Genomic DNA, 19,488 nt, shown 5'->3' on the forward strand with positions numbered 1-19,488 from the left:
CCATATTTACTCTTGTTTTTGTAAGAATTCATTTAGTTTTTTAGCTAGCTCCTGTGTTCCTTTCTTCATGACTGCTGAGATTACGTAATACTTACCTTGATATCCAATACTATTGACAAATTCTTGGCACTTTTGCTCAACTTGATCAGCTAGCAAATCTATTTTGTTAATAACCAAAAATCTTGATTTGTCAAAAAGCTCTTGGCTATACTTTTCAAGTTCTTTTTCAACAGCAAAATAATTTTCAACAGGATCTGAGTCATCAAATGGACAAATATCAACCACATGTAATACACATCTAGCTCGAGTTAAATGCTTAAGGAATCTCAAACCTAATCCAGCCCCTTCAGCAGCTCCTTCAATAACCCCTGGAATATCAGCCATAACAAAACTATCTACACCAACCTTAACTACACCAAGATGTGGATACATAGTTGTAAATGGATAGTCTGCCACTTTAGGTGTTGCCTGAGATACCGAGCGAATTAATGTTGATTTACCTGCATTTGGCAATCCTAACAAGGCGATATCCGCCAGTAAGTTTAACTCTAAGCGAACTTCTCTATATTCACCTTCTTCTCCTAAGGTAAACTTCCTAGGTGCTTGATTTGTACTACTCTTGAAATGTGTATTACCTATTCCTCTTTTACCACCCTCAACAATCTTAAAAGTTTGACCGTGCTTTAGCACTTCACCGATTTTCTTATTTGTCTCAGCATCAAAAATACTTGTTCCAACTGGTACAATAAGATACAAATCCTCACCTGCCTTACCATAACAGTTACGTCCTTCACCTGGACGACCATTTTCTGCTTGATAATCTCTTTTATAACGATAATCAATCAGCGTATTTACATTCTCATCTGCTTTGAGATATATACTGCCACCATGACCACCATCGCCACCATCTGGCCCACCTCTAGGAACATATTTTTCTCTACGGAAGCTAACACAACCATTACCGCCTTTACCAGCTTGAAGTTTAACAGCCACTTCATCTACAAATCGCATAACTAGATAAATCTTATATTTATAAAAATCCTAATGATACATTATATACCCTAGTAGTCAATTTATCATTTTTATCTTTGATAAATTTTTGAATCATGAACTATTTAAATTGAGTTATCTCCAATACCGCCAAAGGCAACCACTGTCTCATGACTTTCACCATTTAAATTATAGTTAAATCTCAATCCTCTAATTTGCTTATACCACAACCTTAACTCTTCAGGGTCATTCGCCGTAACTCTTTGCCATCCTGCTCCAGTATTATAACTAATCTGTAAATTACTAACTCCCGAGAGCAAAACAGTCCTAACAGGAGCCCCAGTACCATCATAGTTTAACTGGACTAAATTATCTTCAACATTCCCTTGTCCATCTGCTTGCTCTTCAACATAAATAATTCGAACAACATAGTCAGTATACAGTGTCGTGCCTGCAGGGAAGTTTTGATTTATAGCTGCCATATTAATAGCTGTTGAACCACTAGCTACATTATTTGCTGCTGTTATTAAATTTTGGTGGCTTTCGCTGGATAATAACATATATCTACCCGCTGTAATTGCTGGCGCCACGGCTACTGGGCGTGTGAATGAAATTGCTCCTGAAACTATTGCAGTAGAAAGAACCTGCGGATCATCTATAGTTTGAACAACAAGAACATCTGTATCTGCTTCAAAGTTAGGCGTTAGAGTTGTCACCCCAGGTGTTAACGCTGCTCTTTGAGCAAAAATTATTGGGTAATTAAGAGGATTTAATTGCGAAGCAACTTGAAGTGATGATAACTTCCAGAATGAATATGTCGCATTTCCTGATATATAAGCATTATCAATGAGACTTCTAAAGATATTATCTACCTCTACAGCCTCTGTATGGGTATGTAGATTTTCTACTGTTTCTATGTTCTGTCTTCGCATCTGATAAAACGATTGCACTATTAAGACCATAACAATCCACGCAACAGCTATAGTAACTAATACCTCGACTAATGATACACCTAGATCTTTTCGCCTCATCATTATGATAAATCCATATTTATACTCAAGTCAGTGTCATTCTTACTAGTAAAAGTCCAATTATTATTTCCAGAATCGGTAATAGTAACTGATGACCCACTATCCTCAGTATTATCTAAAGCTCCTGTAATTAGAAATTCATTAAACCTATTATCAGCTGTTCCAACTAGCTCAGCATCATTAGTTAAAAGAGTCTCGGAACTTTTGGCTCTATAAAGAATGATTTCATACGACAATACAGCTATAGATATAACCAACATTGCTATTACTAGCTCAATTAGTGAAAATCCTTGCTGTTTCGATAGAGTCATTCTAAAACCTCTTAATCCCATCTAATAAAAATATAATAAACCACTCTCACTAATACCAAGTCTGAGACCATCACCAGATATTCTAATTATCGTTAATCATCTAAATTGTATCAACTAATTATAGTTAAAATGCTTATTTTTTCATTAAGCCTTACCAATTTTTAAGCTTGAGAGAAAGTTGAAAAATTAAGATGCTCCATAAATATGCTAAAATTATTCTATTGAGGTTATATATGCTAATTAATTTATATGGGAAATATTTATAAAATTACCAAAAGTATAATTATTCTTATTTTTTGTTTACCAACAACTCTGTTAGCTTTTGTAGGACTTTTGATGTGTAGCAATCTCTTCCACCTATCAGCGGAATCTCAAATACTATATAATTTTCTAAAATCTGCCTAATTTATATAGGAATTTAACAAATTAGTTTGATGATTTGTTAGTTCTAGAACACTAATTATTTCATTTTTAGACTTTTTCAAAACTATCTTAGAGTCTGGTATTTTTTGTTTTTTACCATACTCACTATTTTCTGATTTTTTATAAGGCTGATAAGAAGCTCTTTTATTTAAAATAGTACCTGGAGCTCGTCCATATCCATGAGATTTATATACACAATGCTTTGCTGGTGAACCAATCTCTTGTAATATGGTTGATAGATTCCTTTGCACTTGATAAGGCGTGTAAATACTATTGTTTTTACGCATTTGTTTTTGCCAAGGATGTAATAAATCCGTATCCAATAAACTTGCACATGCAAGTGAATTTATGTAGGCAAGTACACTAACTTGATTCCAAATATCTAGTGTTGGAGTATCTGGAGTTTCATATTTACCTAAAAGTAAATGTTGCTTAGAAAACCTAAAGAAATGCTCAATATTAAATCTACTTGAATATCTAGAAAATATTTCAAAACTAGTCAGCTTTCCTCTATCTTTGCCAGCTAACATCAACCACATATTTTTGTAGTATACTGGATCTCCATTGTCTTTAAAAACTTGAACTTTAACAATATCAAAACAATTCTCATGCATTGGCATGTTCCTTTTTCCATGAATAATTAAATTATTCCAACGAGTCAATTTTACAGTATATACTTTTCCTCGTGTGGTAACTATTTCACATTGTTCAGAATCAGATGGAGCTGTAGTCCATGTTGATTCATCATTTAATTTAAAAGACTCACCATATTTTTTGAGCTTATTATCACTATGATCTTGAAAAGATAAATTTCTAACAGAGTTAAGCCTGCTTAACAATAATGTATTATTATGTTCTGAGTAAACTCTATGAATACATTCCATTGAACTGTATTTTGAGTCACCAATCAGAACATTAATATCTCCTGAATTCTCTTGATTAGATATGTATTTATGGAATTGATCTAAGCCTACACTAATACCAGAATCAGCAGCAGTCACTCGCTGCAAATTAACAGGTACCACCCATTGCCCCATCTCCTGCCTAAGTATACTAAATAAGAGTATGAATGACCTATGCCAACTTTACCCGTACCATTAGTCAATCCATAAACAAATCTTCTTCTATCCATGCTTTTTGAGTTAGGCTTTAAGATTGATGTTTCATCTAGAGCATAAAAATGTATGTTGGATGAATTGTTTAATTTTATTTCATTAATCAATTTTGTTCCCACTTTACCCAATATCGATGATTGTGATTCTATCTTTAGTATCTGAGATATGCTGCTATATTGTCGAGTAAAAAATGGGGATAAAGATAGCTCAACAGCAGTTTTAGCATTTGATGATGATAAAGCATCTATTAATTCAAATGTGGTATCAGCATAAGTTTCAAAGCTATCATATAACTCTTCTCTAAATGAATTTGTATAGGCAAAATTACCAAAAGGAAAGGACATATAATGATCTATTTCAAAATTATTTACATGGAGATTATTATAATTTATTCAATGCCCAGACATCAAAAGTCCCATTAGAAGCAAGTTTGGTTTATCGAATATAATAAGTTTTGATTGTTGCTTAAGTGTTTATAATGCTATTATTCAAGGTGTTGGTTATGGTTTTTTACCAACCTTTCCTCTTAAAGTTAATGAGAGAAAAGACTTAATTAGTATAGATAAAGGAGTATCACTAGCCAGTGTTTATAGTTATTATGCATATTGTAACAAAGATCAGAATAAATTGAATATTATTAGGGGACTTTTTCAAAAATCTTAATGGTGTCTGGCAGCAAAAAAGTAGCAAGATTTTTTTTGCTATGGTATTATGACGTCATCTTTTGTCTGAAAATAGTAGACGAAACCTACTTCTTAAATTTATAAGGTCAAATATGAATTTCGAGTTTGCTAGAGAAAATATGATTAAACAGCAAGTCCTTACAGAAGGACTTTCTTTGGATGGTGTTGCTAAAATTATGGCAGACATCCCTAGGGAGATTTTTTTACCAAGGCAATTGCAAGGTTTAGCATATTGCGATACAGCATTAATAATTGATGATAGGCATTTAAGAAGTCCAATGCTTACAGCAAGGCTTATAGAAGCTTTAGATATCAAAACTAGTGATAATATTTTAAAGCTTGGTTTAGAGTGCGGCTATCCAGCAGCACTTTTAGCAAAATTAGCTAAAAATGTTGAGCTAATAGATTATGATGAACAAAGACTTAGTCAAGCAAGGCGTCAGCTTGCAAATATAGGTATTTATAATATTGAATTTAATAGTGCTGAATACCTTATTAATATTAAAAAGAACGAAAAGAAATATAATTGTATATATATATCAAATATCGTAGAGGAAAGTGAGATTGATAACTCTTTACTTGAGCTTTTAGAAGTTGGTGGTAGGGTTGTTTTTGTCGTTCGTAGTGGCGTATGTGACAAAATTTATATGATAACAAAAATTGCTAATGAGAAATATCAAAAAAGTTTTCTTTTTGATACGTACAATAAGTAAAGAAACACTATGAAAAATCTTGTTATATATTTTGTAAGTTTTTTTAGCTTTTGTTTGGCTTTAGCTAGCGAAGAAACTCCTGTTCCTAAATATAAAGATGTTGGTAGACCAGTAGGTACCGATGTTGCGTCAGATCCATACAGTGTTAAAAAACAATATGAAAAGGCTGATGAGATAAAGAAAAACAATCAGTTTTACGCTCTCAAAAAGGCTGATAAAGTTGCTATGGTTGGTAAAACTAAAGATAAATTTTATAGTTTAGTTGATATATATGAACTAGCAACTAAGCATAATGCTGAATATCAAGCTGCAAGATCAACGTTCGCTGCAAATGTTGAGACCGTTCCTACTGCATTAGGTGCACTACTACCACAAATTGATATCCAATATAACTTAAGAAGAGACTTGTATAATCAATTTGGTGGACGAGTGGATGATACATCTAATGTTTTTAATTTTCAGGGATCACAGGTGCTTTTTGATTGGAGCAAATGGAAAACCTATACTCAAGCAACGTATTTGCAAAAATCTTATGCAATGATTTACGCCAAAGCTGAACAAACTCTAATTGTTAATACAGTACAGGCATATTTTGAGCTGTTAAGAGCAGAGCAGGCATTACAGTTTCAGTTTGCAAACGAAGCTTGGAATAAAAAACTATATTTAACTCAAAAATATCAATATCAGTCAGGAATGGTTTCTTATGCTGATTTTAAAACTACAGATGCACAATACCGCCAAGCTATAGCAGATAGAATTAATGCACAAAGAAACCTTATTAATTCAAAAGCTGTAATGGCAAGACTTATTGGTAAGCGTATAAGCGCTATTTTGTATATCTCAAAGGATACTGAATTTGGTGACCCTATTCCAAACGATATTGATTATTGGTTAAACACATCACAAAAATATAACATCGATATTGCTCAGAAAAAGTTTGAGTATCAAGCAGCTGGTGAAGGTGTTGGTATTGAGTGGGGCAATTTCTTTCCTCAAGTTAATTTAACTGGGGGCATAAATATGCAAAGAAATAGCTTTTCTGGAGATCCAGCACAAGTTGCTAGAATTCCTAAAAAATTTGATGTTGCTAGTATAGGTGGAAGTGTTAACTGGAATATTCTTCGAGGAGGGTCTGATTATGCTAAACTTAAAAAAGCAAGCTATGATAATCAAGCGGCAGATTATGCATTATTACAGACAAAAAGAGAAGTTTATGCTGGAACTGTTGAGGCGTATCAAACAGTCGTACTAGATGCGGTAAGGATAAAAGCATATAGAGAGTCAGTATACTCAGGTATCGCGTCAGTAAAAGCTATTTTGGAAGGCTTTGAAGCAGGAACTCAAACAATTGTTGACTTACTAAACCGTCAAGCGATTCTTGTCCAGGCACAGCTTTCTTTCGCAGATTCAATATTTAATTATGTTGAAGACTATGTTGCTCTTAAAAAATATCAAGGTGGCTTAACATATAAAGATGTTGCCTATATTAATGCAATATTAGGTAAGACAGATATTATATCTGAAATAGCAACGGAGTAGGTTTATTGTTATGTCCAAAGTCTCAGTTTTTATTTTAGACTTTGAAAAGTATCGTATAGAGCAAGTTGTATCATGGTTAAATAGTCGAGTTGACCAGTCAAAACTTACAAGTAAACAAAAAACATTTTCACAATTTGTTAGGTATTTTGTTTTATCAGAAAAATTCTGCCTATCGGATCCTATATTTGCATCGAAAAATGGTAAACCTTATTTGTGTAATAGTGATATTCATTTTAATATTAGCCATACGGGTAGCAAGGTGATAATTGCAGTTGCAAACCAGCAAATAGGTATTGATGCCGAAGAAGTATCTGTCCAACGAAAAATTTTAAAAATAGCAAAAAGGTATTTTAAACAAGATGAATTCTTAGCTTTAGAAAAAAGCAGTGACTTATACAAGAATTTTTATATATTATGGACTTTAAAAGAGGCACAAGTTAAGAGAAACTCACTTGGAATTGCAAAAGGTTTAGATAAAGCAACATTTAAAATAATTAACGATAATGATTGGGTTAGTGAGAATTATCCCAATGATTTTTTGACATTTTATTATGAAGAGCTAGTGATATCAATTTGCTTTAGTAATATTAAAAGTCAGAGCTGCAATCTATTTGAGATAGTAGGTTTTGAATTTAAAGAAATAAAAATTTAGAGGTAAGAGCTATGGCTTTACATGGTAAGAAAAATATAATTGATGATTTTGACTTTTTTGAAGAATCTTTACCAAAAAATAGAATCCCAGTAGGATCACAGGATTCGCTACAAACATATCAAGAAATAAAAGATGAGTTAATGCTAGATGGAAATTCAAAGCAAAACCTGGCTACTTTTTGTCAAACTCAAGTTGATGATTTATCTCATAAGCTTATGGATGATTGTCTTGATAAAAATATGATTGATAAAGATGAGTATCCACAAACTGCTGAAATAGAGTCAAGATGCGTTAATATTTTGGCAAATTTATGGAACTCTTCAGCAGAGAATGCTATTGGTTGCTCAACTACTGGATCATCTGAAGCTGCAATGCTTGGTGGTATGGCAATGAAGTGGCGTTGGCGCGATAAGATGAAAGCTCAAGGTAAAGATTACTCAAAACCAAATCTTGTTACAGGACCTGTTCAGGTTTGTTGGCATAAGTTTGCAAAATACTGGGATATTGAGCTCAGAGAAATACCAATGTCTAAAAAAAGCTTAATAATGACTCCAGAAGCTGTCATAGAAAGATGTGATGAAAATACAATAGGTGTAGTTCCCACTTTAGGGGTTACATTTACAGGACAGTATGAGCCTGTTGAGGATGTTTGTAAAGCTCTAGATGAGTTTGAACAACAAACAGGGATAGATATTCCAGTACATGTTGATGGAGCTTCTGGAGGATTCTTAGCACCATTTATAGATCCAGAACTTAAATGGGATTTTAGGTTGTCTAGAGTTAAGTCAATTAATGCATCTGGACATAAATTTGGTTTATCACCGCTAGGTGTTGGTTGGGTTATTTGGTCTGATAAAAAATACTTGCCAAAAGATTTGGTTTTTAATGTAAACTATTTAGGTGGAGATATGCCTACTTTTGCACTAAATTTTTCTCGACCAGGGGGGCAAATTGTTGCGCAATATTATAACTTCGTTAGGTTAGGTTTTGAAGGATATAGAAAAGTGCATCAAGTTAGCTATGATGTCACAAAATATATAGCTGGACAGTTAGGTGATATGGATATTTTTGAGATCATTCATAGTGGTCAAGGAGGTATTCCTGCAGTTAGCTGGTCTCTCAAATCTGATGAACAATATAGCTTATTTGATTTGTCTGAAAAAATTCGTTTAAAAGGTTGGCAAATAGCAGCATACTCAATGCCTAAAAATAGACAAGAATTAGTTGTGATGAGAGTTTTGGTCAGAAGAGGGTTTACTTTTGATTTAGCCCAGCTAATGATTAGAGACTTAAAAATAGCAATTGAATCACTTGAGGGTGAATGCTCCGATAATAGGCCTGGTTTTTCACACTAAACCTTGTAAATAAGAAATTAGATATTGTAAGGAGTTTGCAATTGAATACTATGAATATGAGCTTTTTAGCTCGAGTTGTCCATACTGTTGGCTTTGAGGTTTTTGGGGTTATGATTTTCACTCCATTTGCAGTACTTATTCTGAATGAAAATATTTGGCATATAGGAATTTTAGCAATAGTTATATCTGTAATAGCAATGGTTTGGAATTTGATATACAACTATATTTTTGATTCTATTGAAAGTAGCTTTGGTCAGCATAGATCAAGAAGGAGTTTACTTGTACGTATAATGCACGCTGTTTTATTTGAACTTGGCTTACTTGTAGTGACTTTGCCAATGGTTGCATATTGGTTACATATGAGTTTATGGAAGGCATTGCTTACAGATATTGGTTTTGTAATTTTTTATCTAATATATGCATTTGTCTATAATTATATATTCGATAAAATATATTTTGGGATGATTGTTTCAAATAAACCTTGTTGTAGTTAATTTAAATTAACTACAGTAGAGTTGGTTAAATGTTGTTATAGTATTTGTGTTTAATAATAGGTTAAAATTATTTGGTGAGTTATGTGTGGAGTAATTGGGGTTGCTGGACCAAATCAGGTCAGTTATGCACTATTTTATGGTTTAAGCCTTTTACAACATAGAGGTCAGGATGCTGCAGGTATAGCAACTATGGATCAAGGTCATTTTTTTATGCGTAAAAACACTGGCTTAGTTAGTGATATTTTTACCGATGAAAAGCTTGAAAAGTCAAAAGGAAATATAGGTATTGGACATGTAAGATATCCTACTGCAGGTAGTCTTGGTGCTGCAGATAGCCAACCTTTTTATGTAAACAATCCTCATGGTATAGTTTTTGCACATAATGGTAACCTAACTAATGTACCAGAATTAGCAAAGATGCTACATGATATCGAAAGGCGTCACCTAAATACAACTTCTGACTCTGAGCTTTTGTTGAATTTCTTTGCTTGTGGGATGAATAAGTCTAGAGGTGAGCCCACTACCCAGGCTGTATATAAAGCATGTGAATTTGTATTTAAGCATGCCAAAGGAGGATATGCTTGCACAGCGATGATTTCTAACTTTGGCTTGGTAGCATTTAGAGATCCGTATGGTATTCGCCCACTCGTGCTTGGTGTCAAAGAGTATGATGATGGTGAAAAAGCCTATATGGTTGCTAGTGAAAGTGTTTCTCTAGATATTTCGGGGTTTAAAGTATTACGAGATGTAGCTCCTGGTGAAGTGATTATAATTACAGAAGATATGAAAGTTCATTCAAAAATATGTGCTAAAAAAACAATTTTAGCGCCTTGTTTATTCGAATATGTGTATTTTGCCCGTCCAGATAGCATTATGAATGGTGTTAGTGTTTATCAAGCTAGAGTTGATGCTGGTAAAGCATTAAGTCGTAGGATTATTGATACTTGGAAGGACAAGGATATTGACATTGTAATACCAGTACCTGAGACGGGTAGAGCATCAGCTCAAGAGATTGCAACAGCTTTGGGAGTAGAATATAGAGAGGGCTTTGTTAAAAATAGGTACATAGGTAGAACATTTATAATGCCTGAGAATGTTGATAGAAAAAATTTTGTTAGAAGAAAATTAAATCCAATTCCTGCAGAATTTAAGGACAAGAATGTTTTACTCGTCGATGACTCTATTGTACGAGGTACAACATCTAAGCTTATTATTGAGATGGTTAGGGATTTGGGGGCAAAATCAGTGTATCTTGCATCTGTATCACCAGCAGTATGTTACCCGAATGTTTATGGCATAGATATGCCAGTTAAATCTGATCTTATCGCTCATGGTAAGTCTCTAGAAGAAATTCGCCAATGGATAGGTGTTGATGGGCTTATATATTTGCCGTTAACTGACCTTAAGGAAATTGTTCAAAAACAGAATCCTAAGATTACTGAGTTTGAGGATAGTGTTTTCTCGGGTAATTATATTACAGGTGATGTTGATGAAACATATTTAGATGATCTTGAAAGGCACAGAAAAGAATTAAAAGAATTAGAAAAAAAGTACAAAGGGTTGATAGCTAATGATTAAGTTTTTTAAAGGTTTAAGTGCATTATCTCCATTTAGAAGAGAGAGGATTTTAGCGGATGTTAAAAAAATATCAAATAAAATTGAGTCTATATCTGCTGAGTATATTCATGTAGTTGAGCTTGATGAAGAGCTTACTAATCAACAAAAACAGATTATTAAATCATTACTTAATTACAACAAAGAATATGGTTCAGCTGAACCAAAAGGTTACACATTTATTACAGCTCCAAGAGTTGGCACAATTTCACCATGGTCTTCAAAAGCTACCGATATTATTAGTAATACTGGAGTTAATGCTGTCAAAAGAGTAGAGCGAGCAGTTTTATTCGGTGTGGAAGGTCAAGTTTCTGCAAATGAATTGAAAGAGATTGAAGATTTAGTTCATGATCGTATGGTTGAAGAAGTATTTACTTGTAAAAATGATTTACATAGGCTGTTCAGCGTAACCGCACCAAAAGAGTTAGAATTCGTAAATGTTCTAAAAAATGGTGAAAAAGCTATAAAAGATGCTGATATAAAGCTTGGTTTAGCACTAAGTGACCAAGAAATAGCTTACTTGGCTGATGAATATATCAAGCTTGGTAGAAACCCTACTGATACAGAGCTATATATGTTTGCTCAGGCAAACTCTGAGCATTGTAGACATAAAATTTTCAATGCGAAATGGACTATAGATAATCAAAAGCAAGATAAGTCATTGTTTAAGATGATTAGAAACACTACTGAGAAATCACCAGAAGGTGTACTTTCAGCATACAAAGATAATGCGTCAGTAATAGAGGGTGTAACAGCTCAAAGGTTCTACTCAAATACTCAAACAGGTGTCTATAGCTTTAATCAAGAGGAAGTCGATATTTTAATGAAAGTAGAGACCCATAATCATCCTACAGCTATTTCACCATTTAGTGGAGCAGCTACTGGTATTGGTGGTGAGATTCGCGATGAAGGAGCTACAGGTTTGGGAGCTAAGCCAAAAGCTGGTTTGACTGGTTTTACGGTTTCAAATTTAAATATTCCAGATTTTGAGCAAGCTTGGGAGAATAGCAAATATGGTAAGCCTTATCATATTGTGACACCGTTACAAATCATGTTAGAAGCTCCAATTGGTGGAGCGCACTATTCAAATGAGTTTGGCCGTCCAAATCTAAATGGTTACTTCCGTACTTTTGAGCAAGAAGTAAGTACATCCGCAGGTAAAGAAATGTTTGGTTACCATAAGCCAATTATGATTGCCGGTGGTATGGGTAATATTAAAAGAATGCATGTTGAGAAAGGCGACATCAATGTTGGAGCTAAGTTAATCTGTCTTGGTGGTCTAGCAATGCGTATTGGTCTAGGTGGCGGAGCAGCATCTTCAGTTGTATCTTCTGATACAAACTCAGAGTTAGATTTTGCCTCTGTTCAACGTGATAATGCTGAGATGGAGCGTCGTTGCCAAGAAGTAATTGATAGGTGTTGGCAAATGAGTGAAGATAATCCAGTTACATTCATCCATGATGTTGGTGCTGGTGGTATTTCTAATGCATTTCCGGAGCTTGTAAAAGACGGTAATGTTGGCGGTCATTTTGAGCTTAGAAAAGTCAATGTTGGTGAGGAAGGACTTTCTCCACTAGAAATATGGTCAAATGAGTCACAAGAAAGATATGTACTATCTGTAGATCCAGAATCTTTAGAGCTTTTTGAACAGTTATGTAATAGAGAGAGATGTCCATTTGCTGTAGTTGGTGAAGCTATCTCAGAGAAGTATATTACTTTAAACGATAAATATTTTGATAATAAGCCAGTTGATTTACCAATGGGATTATTATTTGGAAATACACCACAAATGCATATTGATGTAAAAACTGTCAAAGTAGAACAAGATGCTTTTGATGTAAGTGTTATTAAGCTTGATGAAGCAATTGAGAGAGTGTTAAAAGTACCGGCAGTAGCTTCTAAATCTTTTTTAATCACAATTGGTGATAGAAGTATTACAGGTATGGTTGCTCGTGATCAGATGGTTGGTCCATGGCAAGTGCCAGTAGCTGATTGTGCTGTAACAACTGCAACTGTAGATAGCCAGGCAGGTGAGGCAATGGCAATGGGTGAGAGAACTCCTATTGCAGCTATTAATGCAGCAGCCTCTGGCAGATTAGCCATCGCTGAGGCTATAACAAACTTATTAGCAGCTGATATTGAGAAATTAAGTGATATTCGCTTATCTGCAAACTGGATGGTTGCTGCAAATCAAGGTGATGAAAACCAAAAACTATATGAAACTGTAAAAGCAGTAGGTATGGAGTTCGCACCAGAGTTAGGTATTGCAATACCTGTTGGTAAAGATTCAATGTCTATGAAAACTGGATGGTCAGATAATGGTCAAGAAAAATCTGTAACATCGCCGTTATCATTAGTGATTTCTGGTTTCTCACCAGTTACTAATGCGCGAAAGACTCTTACACCGGTTTTAGTTGATGATAATAATACAACTTTATTACATATCGATTTATCAAATGGCGCTGGCAGACTCGGAGCTTCATGTTTAGCACAAAGCTACAACCAAGTTGGTAACGTTGTTCCTGATGTTGAAGCTAGTAAGCTAAAAGTCTTATTTGAGAATATTACTAAACTAAAAGCTGAAAATAGAATCTTAGCATATCATGATGTTTCAGATGGTGGTGTATTTGCGACTTTAGCAGAAATGTCATTTGCAGGAAGAAAAGGGATAGATCTTAAGTTACAATCTCAAGATACTTTGGCTAGACTTTTTGCTGAAGAAGTTGGTGCAGTTATCCAAGTTAAAAATGATGATATGGCACTAGTTAAAGAGATTTTTGAAAACACTCAAATTCACCTATGTGCAATAGCTAAGCTAAACTCTAGTGATGAATTAAATATCTTTACAAATGGTGAAAAAGTATACTCAAATACACGTGTAAATTTACAAAGGTGGTGGGCTGAGACTTCTTATCAAATCCAGTCAATCCGTGATAATAGTGAATGTGCTAATCAGGAATTTGATAGCATCCTAAATATTGATGACAAAGGCATCCATGTTGAAGAGACATTTGATCTTGAAGAAGATATTACAGCTAAATTTGTCAATGTAGAGAAGCCAAAAGTTGCAATCCTAAGAGAGCAGGGTGTCAATGGTCAAGTTGAAATGGCAGCAGCATTTACTACAGCTGGTTTTGAGGCTCATGATGTCCATATGTCAGATTTACATGCTAGACGTGTCACATTAGCAGATTTCAAGGTGCTTGTAGCTTGTGGCGGTTTCTCTTATGGCGATGTTTTGGGTGCTGGTGGTGGCTGGGCAAAGAATATCCTATTTACAGAGAAGCTAAGAGATGAGTTTAGTAAGTTCTTTGGGCGTGATGATACTCTAGCATTAGGTGTGTGTAATGGTTGTCAAATGCTTGCACAGCTTAAATCATTAATCAAAGGAGCTGAAAACTGGCCGATATTCATTAAGAATAAATCAGAGCAGTTTGAAGCAAGAGCTTCTATGATAGAGATTCAAGAATCTGATTCTATTTGGTTTGCTGATATGGCAGGCACGAAAGCACCAATTGCTGTAGCTCATGGAGAAGGTCGTCCATTATTTGAAAATGATAGTCAACAACAAGCTATGCTAGCAAGTTCTCAAGTGGCTCTTAAATATATAGATGGTCAAGGTCAGGCTACAGAAATGTATCCATACAATCCAAATGGTGCAGTAAATGGCCTAACAGCTGTAACAGCGCTAGATGGTCGTGTACTTGCGATGATGCCACATCCAGAGCGTGTCTATAGAGCGATTACAAACTCGCATATCCCAGCAGAGTATGATGAGTATTCTGTATGGATGAGAATGTTTAGAAATGCTAGGAAGTGGGTTGGGTAATATCCTGTCAGACTGTGGCTCCAATTCTTTCACAAGCGAAAAAATCATGATAATTGTAAGGCTATAGATAATGAAATTTTTTACAAGTATTAAGAAGTATTTATTTAATAAAGCTATAAACTCTTTAAGAAAGTCAGCGCAACTTAAGCCTTATAAAATATCTTTGGAAAAAGGAGAAATATCATATTTAGACAATTTGAAAAAAGATGATCTAACTAAACCTACTATTGTTTTTATTCACGGTTTAGGTGCAGATAAAGATACTTGGGTTAAACTTTCAAAATACCTTACTAGAAATTTTAGAATTATAGCTTTAGATTTACCGGGTCATGGCGATAGTTATATTGCTAATAACTACACTATTGAATCACAAGCAAAAACTGTAATTAATCTACTTAATTTTTTAAATATAGCGAGTGCACACTTTATTGGCAGTTCAATGGGAGCAGCAGCAGTTATAAGTGTTACAAATATAAATCCTGAACTCGTTTTATCTTTGACTCTTATTGATAGCTATGGATTTATTAAAGAGCCTAGTTACATAGATAAGCTAGTCGATAATGAAAACTTAAACCCAATGATAAATATTAATAGTAGAAATGATTATAGAAAGATGCTTTCATTAGCAATGTATAAGCCTCCTTTTATTCCAAATTTTATTTTAGATGTTATGGCTGAGAGTATGCAAAAGAGAGTCGATCTAAACAATAAAATATTCACTGAATTAAATCAGAATATTGAGCAAAAATTATCTTTATCAGTAATAGAGCAACCATCTTTAATAATTTGGGGAGAGAATGATAATTTATTGAATGTTAATAACTCAAAGATATTTTATGAGAATATAAAAAATAGTTATTTAGTTGTTTTAAAAAATACAGGTCATGTTCCAATGGTGGAAAGACCTAAAGAGGTTGCAAAAAATATTAAGTATTTTATAAAGGAAAAAGTAAAGTAGAAGTAGCTATCACTGTTGAAAATCCATTAACAAATATGGTTATTTTGAGATATATAAGAGGCTCTACTATTAATCAAATAATAAAATAATATGCTAAACTACTAATAGAGTATTTTAGATCTTCGATTTTGAACAGCTCATTTTTACTGAAGATATTGAAGTTAACCCTGAAGAGGGTGTTGTCAAGTATACTACTTTTAGTGAAATCAAGCCTGGCACAATTATACCTCTTCATTAACTATGAGGGGAATTCTTATGATTAAAATCAAAAACAATAATTTACTAGTAGAGATTAGTGAGCTAGGAGCAGAGGTCAGAGCTGTAGTAAATATGGAGACAGATCATCAGTATATGTGGTCAGGAGATGGTCGAGTATGGGCCGGAGTCTCACCTGTATTATTTCCAGTAGTTGGTAAATCTATAGATAATAAAATTAAATATGAACGTAAGCCAACTGCGTTGGCAGCTGTGGTTTAGTTTGTGCTAGCGGTCACAATTATCAATTGACTGTAAGTATTCAGATATTTTTCCTTTATCTTCGAAGTGATCTAATTCAAATTTCTTACAATCAGGACAACGATATACATCATTATATTTATCACCATATATTTCATATATTTTAATCCAAAACTCATCAACAAAGTTTAACGAACCTTCAGCAAATTCTTGGATAACTACTTAAGGGAATAATTTATGGTTTTTGCTATATCTCGTAATACTTTCTGTATCATCTTATTATGAGAATGTTTATGCTTCAATGTTTAAAATATTTTAAATATAATTATTTATTATCTAATAGACTTTTATACATTACAATTCGAACTCCATCAAAAATCAAAGAAGTATTACAAATAGGAGGGTATGATCATTATTCTCAAGATCAGTTATTGGTTGGGCAATGGATTCTAGGATGAAAGCGGATTTAGTTTGTAATGCTTTAAATATGGCATTCTTTAGAAGAAATTTTCCTAGTGGTGTGATTATACATTCTGATAAAGGGTCACAGTACTGTAGCAAACAATATCAAGACATTATTAAAGAACACTGGCTACTATCAAGTATGAGCTCTAAAGGATGCTGTTACGATAATGTTGCTTGTGAAAGTTTCTTTGGAACTTTAAAAGTAGAGTTAGTACATGATGAAAGCTATAAAACTAGAGAAGAAGCTAAACTATCAATATTTGAATATATTGAAGTTTACTATAATACAAAAAGGAGACATTCTACAATAAATTATATGACTCCATATCAATTTGAATATATAATGGAAAATGAAGTAGTAAACTGTCCCAAATTGACGGGGTAGATCAATAAGCCTACGGAACATTTTGAACATACTATCACATACATTGGAAGATATATCAAAAAACCACCTATAGCGATGTCTAAAATAAAAGAATATGATGGTAATACAATCAAATTTAGGTTTCTTAATCATCGAAATAGTAAACACCAAGACCTAGAGCTTACTATGGATGAATTTATCGAAAGATTCATTCAACATATACCTGAAAAAGGCTTTAGAATGATTAGGTATTATGGATTTCTAGCTAATGCTGTCAGAGGTGAATTATTACCTAAGATTTATGAGATATTAGGACATAAGCCTAAAGTTAAAGTTGATATATCCTACCAACAAATGTCTTTACTATCTTTTAATGTTGATCCTTTAAAATGTATATTATGTGGAGCTCAATTATTACCTTCATTTAGAGTCATTGGAAAATCAACCAAACAATTAATGCAATTTCATACCTAATTAGCTAGCAGAAAACGAATACCCGTGTAGCTCTACTAGGATAAGTGTATCTATAGGTCTATAAATTTAGGCAGTTTAAGCCTTTTTGTGGATGATTTTGAGAAATGTTGAAAGCTATTTTGCTTTGAAACATACATTTTGATTTTTTATATCATAAAAATCGTAAAATCGAAATTACTATACATCAAGGTAAAGAATATCCTATGGGTAATCATGGTCTTGCTCGCCACACTGTGTTTGATATTGTTTCACATAATGAAGATAGAGTTGTCTTAGCAATGGAAACTACAAAGGATAACTATCCATTTAGATTAAGATTTGAGGTCGCATATACTCTTGAGGCTAATAAACTTGTTACACAATACAATGTTATAAACATAGGTGAAGATGTTGCATTGTGTGGATTTGGCGCACATCCAGCATTTGCTTGTCCTTTTGACAGTAAGCATAAGTTTAGTGATTATGAAATAACATTCTCAGAGCAGAAGTTAGGTTTTCATACTATTACACCAGAGGCTTTTTATACTGGGGAGACTGAGTATTTTAAATTATTTAAGGTTGAGTTAGACAATTATACTTTTGATGATGATGCTCTAGTCTATAGTAGCTTCTCAGATAAAAAAGTTCGACTAGCGGAAAAAGATTCCGAGCGATACATAGAGGTAAGCTTTGATGGCTTCGAATATCTTGGATTATGGTCGAAACCTCATGCTGGTGCTCCATATATATGTATTGAGCCATGGTGTGGTAGAAGCGATACGCTAGGTATGGACGTTGATATTGAGTATCGCATTGGAAATGTTGATATAGAACCGCAGCAAAATTTCTCTCGTTCATATACAATAGAGTTTGGTTATTAAAGTTTTTTGCCTATAAAGCTAATTAATTATATAAAATTATAACAAAGAGAAAAGGTGATAATGTGTTGGCTAATACTATAGGGGTTGGTGGTGATATTCTTGTGATAATCGCCTTCTTCTTACTACAAATAAACCGAGTGAGATCTAGTGGTTTAAGTTATTTACTATTAAATATATTGGGATCTTTGGGGGTTTTATTTTCACTAATATATCACTGGAATTTGCCTGCATTTATTATGGAAGCGGCTTGGGTAATAATTAGTGGCTATGGAATATATAATTATTTTAGAAGTAGTAATATCAAAACTTCAGCTTAAAATTAACTGTTTTTATAAGTAATACTTTGAAGAGTATCAATATAAGTTGCTATTAATACATAATTATCATAATTAGGGTTACTCACTGGGATAAGTGAGTATATAGCCATTTCTTTTTTGATAGCTCCTATGTTTTACAGTCTGTTTCATCAGTGACTATTTTTAGTTTTTTCTCTCCAAGAGGGGTAACCGTTTTAAATACAATGTTTAGACAATTTTTATATTCATGATTATTAATTTTTATATTAGGAATTTCTTTGTGGACAATTAGTTTTTCTCGAACATCACCGTATTAAACTGTCTCTGTTATTCAATACCACTTTATAAAATATTTTTATTCCTTGCTTTTATGCAGCATCTAAAATACCAGAATATACTTCATCAGGAGTCATATATCCAATACTAGAATGTAGTCTTTCATTGTTGTAAATATCAATATATTCTTTGATACCTACTTTAGCCTCTTTCATAGTTATATATGATGCCGGATAAACATTTTCATATTTCAGTGTTCTCCAAAATCTCTCAATTGCAATATTATCTATAGATCTTCCTTTAGCATCCATAGATTTATTTATTTTATTATCAGATAATATTTTAATATGCTCTTTTGCTGTATATTGAGTTCCTTGATCAGAGTTAAAGATATCAGGTTTACCATATTTAAATAACGCTTCTTTTAACACACTAGTTGTTAGATGTGTATCCATAGTATTAGAAATCTTCCAAGCTAGTATTTTCTTGCTATGCCAATCTATTATGGCTGCTAAATATGCATACCCACATTCTAGTCTAATATACGTGATATCAGCACTCCATACCTTATTAGCTTTATCTATAACAAC

General features: G+C 33.4%; 17 protein-coding genes and 3 pseudogenes. 14 read left to right on the forward strand and 6 right to left on the reverse strand.

Annotated elements, in window-relative coordinates; translation table 11 throughout:
• Positions 1-6: 6 nt before the first annotated feature.
• The 5 genes from cgtA to CDV26_RS00360 all read right to left on the reverse strand — a co-directional run bounded on the left by cgtA (position 7) and on the right by CDV26_RS00360 (position 4,214).
• Complete coding sequence (gene cgtA / locus CDV26_RS00340) at positions 7-1,011, reverse strand: Obg family GTPase CgtA (RefSeq protein ID WP_088771603.1); 1,005 nt, start codon at positions 1,009-1,011, stop codon at positions 7-9.
• Between the two features lie 104 nt (positions 1,012-1,115).
• Positions 1,116-2,021, reverse strand: coding sequence for a pilus assembly FimT family protein (locus CDV26_RS00345; RefSeq protein WP_157671273.1), 906 nt, complete (start codon positions 2,019-2,021; stop codon positions 1,116-1,118).
• Positions 2,022-2,023: 2 nt separating this feature from the next.
• Positions 2,024-2,332, reverse strand: a complete 309-nt coding sequence (locus tag CDV26_RS00350) for a prepilin-type N-terminal cleavage/methylation domain-containing protein (protein ID WP_157671276.1) — start codon at positions 2,330-2,332, stop codon at positions 2,024-2,026.
• A gap of 401 nt (positions 2,333-2,733) precedes the next feature.
• Positions 2,734-3,792 (reverse strand): hypothetical protein, encoded by a 1,059-nt coding sequence (locus CDV26_RS00355; protein WP_157671279.1) that lies wholly within the window; start codon positions 3,790-3,792, stop codon positions 2,734-2,736.
• Positions 3,753-4,214, reverse strand: coding sequence for a hypothetical protein (locus CDV26_RS00360; protein ID WP_088771607.1), 462 nt, complete (start codon positions 4,212-4,214; stop codon positions 3,753-3,755). Before CDV26_RS00360 ends, CDV26_RS00355 begins: the two co-directional genes overlap by 40 nt.
• A gap of 431 nt (positions 4,215-4,645) precedes the next feature.
• Between CDV26_RS00360 and CDV26_RS00365 the strand changes: the two genes are divergently transcribed.
• The 14 genes and pseudogenes from CDV26_RS00365 (at position 4,646) to CDV26_RS00425 (ending at position 18,643) form a co-directional block, all read left to right on the forward strand.
• Positions 4,646-5,266, forward strand: a complete 621-nt coding sequence (locus CDV26_RS00365; protein WP_088771608.1) for a protein-L-isoaspartate O-methyltransferase family protein — start codon at positions 4,646-4,648, stop codon at positions 5,264-5,266.
• A gap of 9 nt (positions 5,267-5,275) precedes the next feature.
• Entirely contained in the window at positions 5,276-6,805 is a 1,530-nt protein-coding gene (locus tag CDV26_RS00370; RefSeq protein ID WP_088771609.1) for a TolC family protein, read from the forward strand.
• A gap of 10 nt (positions 6,806-6,815) precedes the next feature.
• A complete protein-coding gene (locus CDV26_RS00375) occupies positions 6,816-7,457 on the forward strand; it encodes a 4'-phosphopantetheinyl transferase family protein (RefSeq protein WP_088771610.1) in 642 nt (213 codons plus the stop codon).
• An 11-nt stretch (positions 7,458-7,468) separates the two neighbouring features.
• Entirely contained in the window at positions 7,469-8,812 is a 1,344-nt protein-coding gene (gad, locus tag CDV26_RS00380; protein ID WP_088771611.1) for a glutamate decarboxylase, read from the forward strand.
• A 41-nt stretch (positions 8,813-8,853) separates the two neighbouring features.
• Complete coding sequence (locus CDV26_RS00385) at positions 8,854-9,306, forward strand: PACE efflux transporter (RefSeq protein WP_088771612.1); 453 nt, start codon at positions 8,854-8,856, stop codon at positions 9,304-9,306.
• An 81-nt stretch (positions 9,307-9,387) separates the two neighbouring features.
• Positions 9,388-10,884, forward strand: coding sequence for an amidophosphoribosyltransferase (gene purF, locus CDV26_RS00390; RefSeq protein ID WP_088771613.1), 1,497 nt, complete (start codon positions 9,388-9,390; stop codon positions 10,882-10,884).
• On the forward strand, positions 10,877-14,749 hold the full coding sequence (gene purL, locus CDV26_RS00395; protein ID WP_088771614.1) for a phosphoribosylformylglycinamidine synthase: 3,873 nt from the start codon (positions 10,877-10,879) through the stop codon (positions 14,747-14,749). The genes purF and purL overlap by 8 nt, the downstream gene beginning before the upstream one ends.
• A 70-nt stretch (positions 14,750-14,819) precedes the next feature.
• Positions 14,820-15,707, forward strand: a complete 888-nt coding sequence (locus CDV26_RS00400) for an alpha/beta fold hydrolase (RefSeq protein WP_088771615.1) — start codon at positions 14,820-14,822, stop codon at positions 15,705-15,707.
• A gap of 255 nt (positions 15,708-15,962) precedes the next feature.
• Positions 15,963-16,157: pseudogene (locus CDV26_RS00405) on the forward strand (aldose 1-epimerase family protein); the annotation flags it as partial.
• Positions 16,158-16,456: 299 nt separating this feature from the next.
• On the forward strand, positions 16,457-16,621 hold the full coding sequence (locus CDV26_RS11770) for a hypothetical protein (protein WP_157671282.1): 165 nt from the start codon (positions 16,457-16,459) through the stop codon (positions 16,619-16,621).
• Positions 16,576-17,013, forward strand: a pseudogene (locus CDV26_RS00410) (IS3 family transposase); the annotation flags it as partial. The gene CDV26_RS11770 and the pseudogene CDV26_RS00410, both read left to right, overlap by 46 nt.
• A gap of 54 nt (positions 17,014-17,067) precedes the next feature.
• Positions 17,068-17,466, forward strand: coding sequence for a transposase (locus CDV26_RS00415; RefSeq protein WP_245806584.1), 399 nt, complete (start codon positions 17,068-17,070; stop codon positions 17,464-17,466).
• Positions 17,467-17,648: 182 nt separating this feature from the next.
• A pseudogene (locus CDV26_RS00420) lies at positions 17,649-18,326 on the forward strand (aldose epimerase family protein); the annotation flags it as partial.
• Between the two features lie 65 nt (positions 18,327-18,391).
• On the forward strand, positions 18,392-18,643 hold the full coding sequence (locus CDV26_RS00425; RefSeq protein ID WP_211276373.1) for a CBU_0592 family membrane protein: 252 nt from the start codon (positions 18,392-18,394) through the stop codon (positions 18,641-18,643).
• Between the two features lie 347 nt (positions 18,644-18,990).
• Here the strand turns inward: CDV26_RS00425 and CDV26_RS12750 are convergent, their stop codons facing one another.
• The gene (locus CDV26_RS12750; protein WP_338029180.1) at positions 18,991-19,482 is read right to left on the reverse strand and encodes an IS3 family transposase; all 492 of its coding nucleotides are present in this window, start codon (positions 19,480-19,482) and stop codon (positions 18,991-18,993) included.
• Between the last annotated feature and the right edge of the window lie 6 nt (positions 19,483-19,488).

Source organism: Francisella halioticida, from assembly GCF_002211785.1.
Lineage (GTDB): Bacteria > Pseudomonadota > Gammaproteobacteria > Francisellales > Francisellaceae > Francisella > Francisella halioticida.

What these genes read in the sequence shown, in the direction of transcription:
- cgtA (WP_088771603.1), bottom strand. Translation starts at nt 1,011, where the DNA reads ATGCGATTTGTAGATGAAGTGGCTGTTAAACTTCAAGCTGGTAAAGGC.
- CDV26_RS00345 (WP_157671273.1), bottom strand. Translation starts at nt 2,021, where the DNA reads ATGAGGCGAAAAGATCTAGGTGTATCATTAGTCGAGGTATTAGTTACT.
- CDV26_RS00350 (WP_157671276.1), bottom strand. Translation starts at nt 2,332, where the DNA reads ATGACTCTATCGAAACAGCAAGGATTTTCACTAATTGAGCTAGTAATA.
- CDV26_RS00355 (WP_157671279.1), bottom strand. Translation starts at nt 3,792, where the DNA reads ATGGGGCAATGGGTGGTACCTGTTAATTTGCAGCGAGTGACTGCTGCT.
- CDV26_RS00360 (WP_088771607.1), bottom strand. Translation starts at nt 4,214, where the DNA reads ATGTCCTTTCCTTTTGGTAATTTTGCCTATACAAATTCATTTAGAGAA.
- CDV26_RS00365 (WP_088771608.1), top strand. Translation starts at nt 4,646, where the DNA reads ATGAATTTCGAGTTTGCTAGAGAAAATATGATTAAACAGCAAGTCCTT.
- CDV26_RS00370 (WP_088771609.1), top strand. Translation starts at nt 5,276, where the DNA reads ATGAAAAATCTTGTTATATATTTTGTAAGTTTTTTTAGCTTTTGTTTG.
- CDV26_RS00375 (WP_088771610.1), top strand. Translation starts at nt 6,816, where the DNA reads ATGTCCAAAGTCTCAGTTTTTATTTTAGACTTTGAAAAGTATCGTATA.
- gad (WP_088771611.1), top strand. Translation starts at nt 7,469, where the DNA reads ATGGCTTTACATGGTAAGAAAAATATAATTGATGATTTTGACTTTTTT.
- purF (WP_088771613.1), top strand. Translation starts at nt 9,388, where the DNA reads ATGTGTGGAGTAATTGGGGTTGCTGGACCAAATCAGGTCAGTTATGCA.
- purL (WP_088771614.1), top strand. Translation starts at nt 10,877, where the DNA reads ATGATTAAGTTTTTTAAAGGTTTAAGTGCATTATCTCCATTTAGAAGA.
- CDV26_RS00400 (WP_088771615.1), top strand. Translation starts at nt 14,820, where the DNA reads ATGAAATTTTTTACAAGTATTAAGAAGTATTTATTTAATAAAGCTATA.
- CDV26_RS11770 (WP_157671282.1), top strand. Translation starts at nt 16,457, where the DNA reads ATGCTTCAATGTTTAAAATATTTTAAATATAATTATTTATTATCTAAT.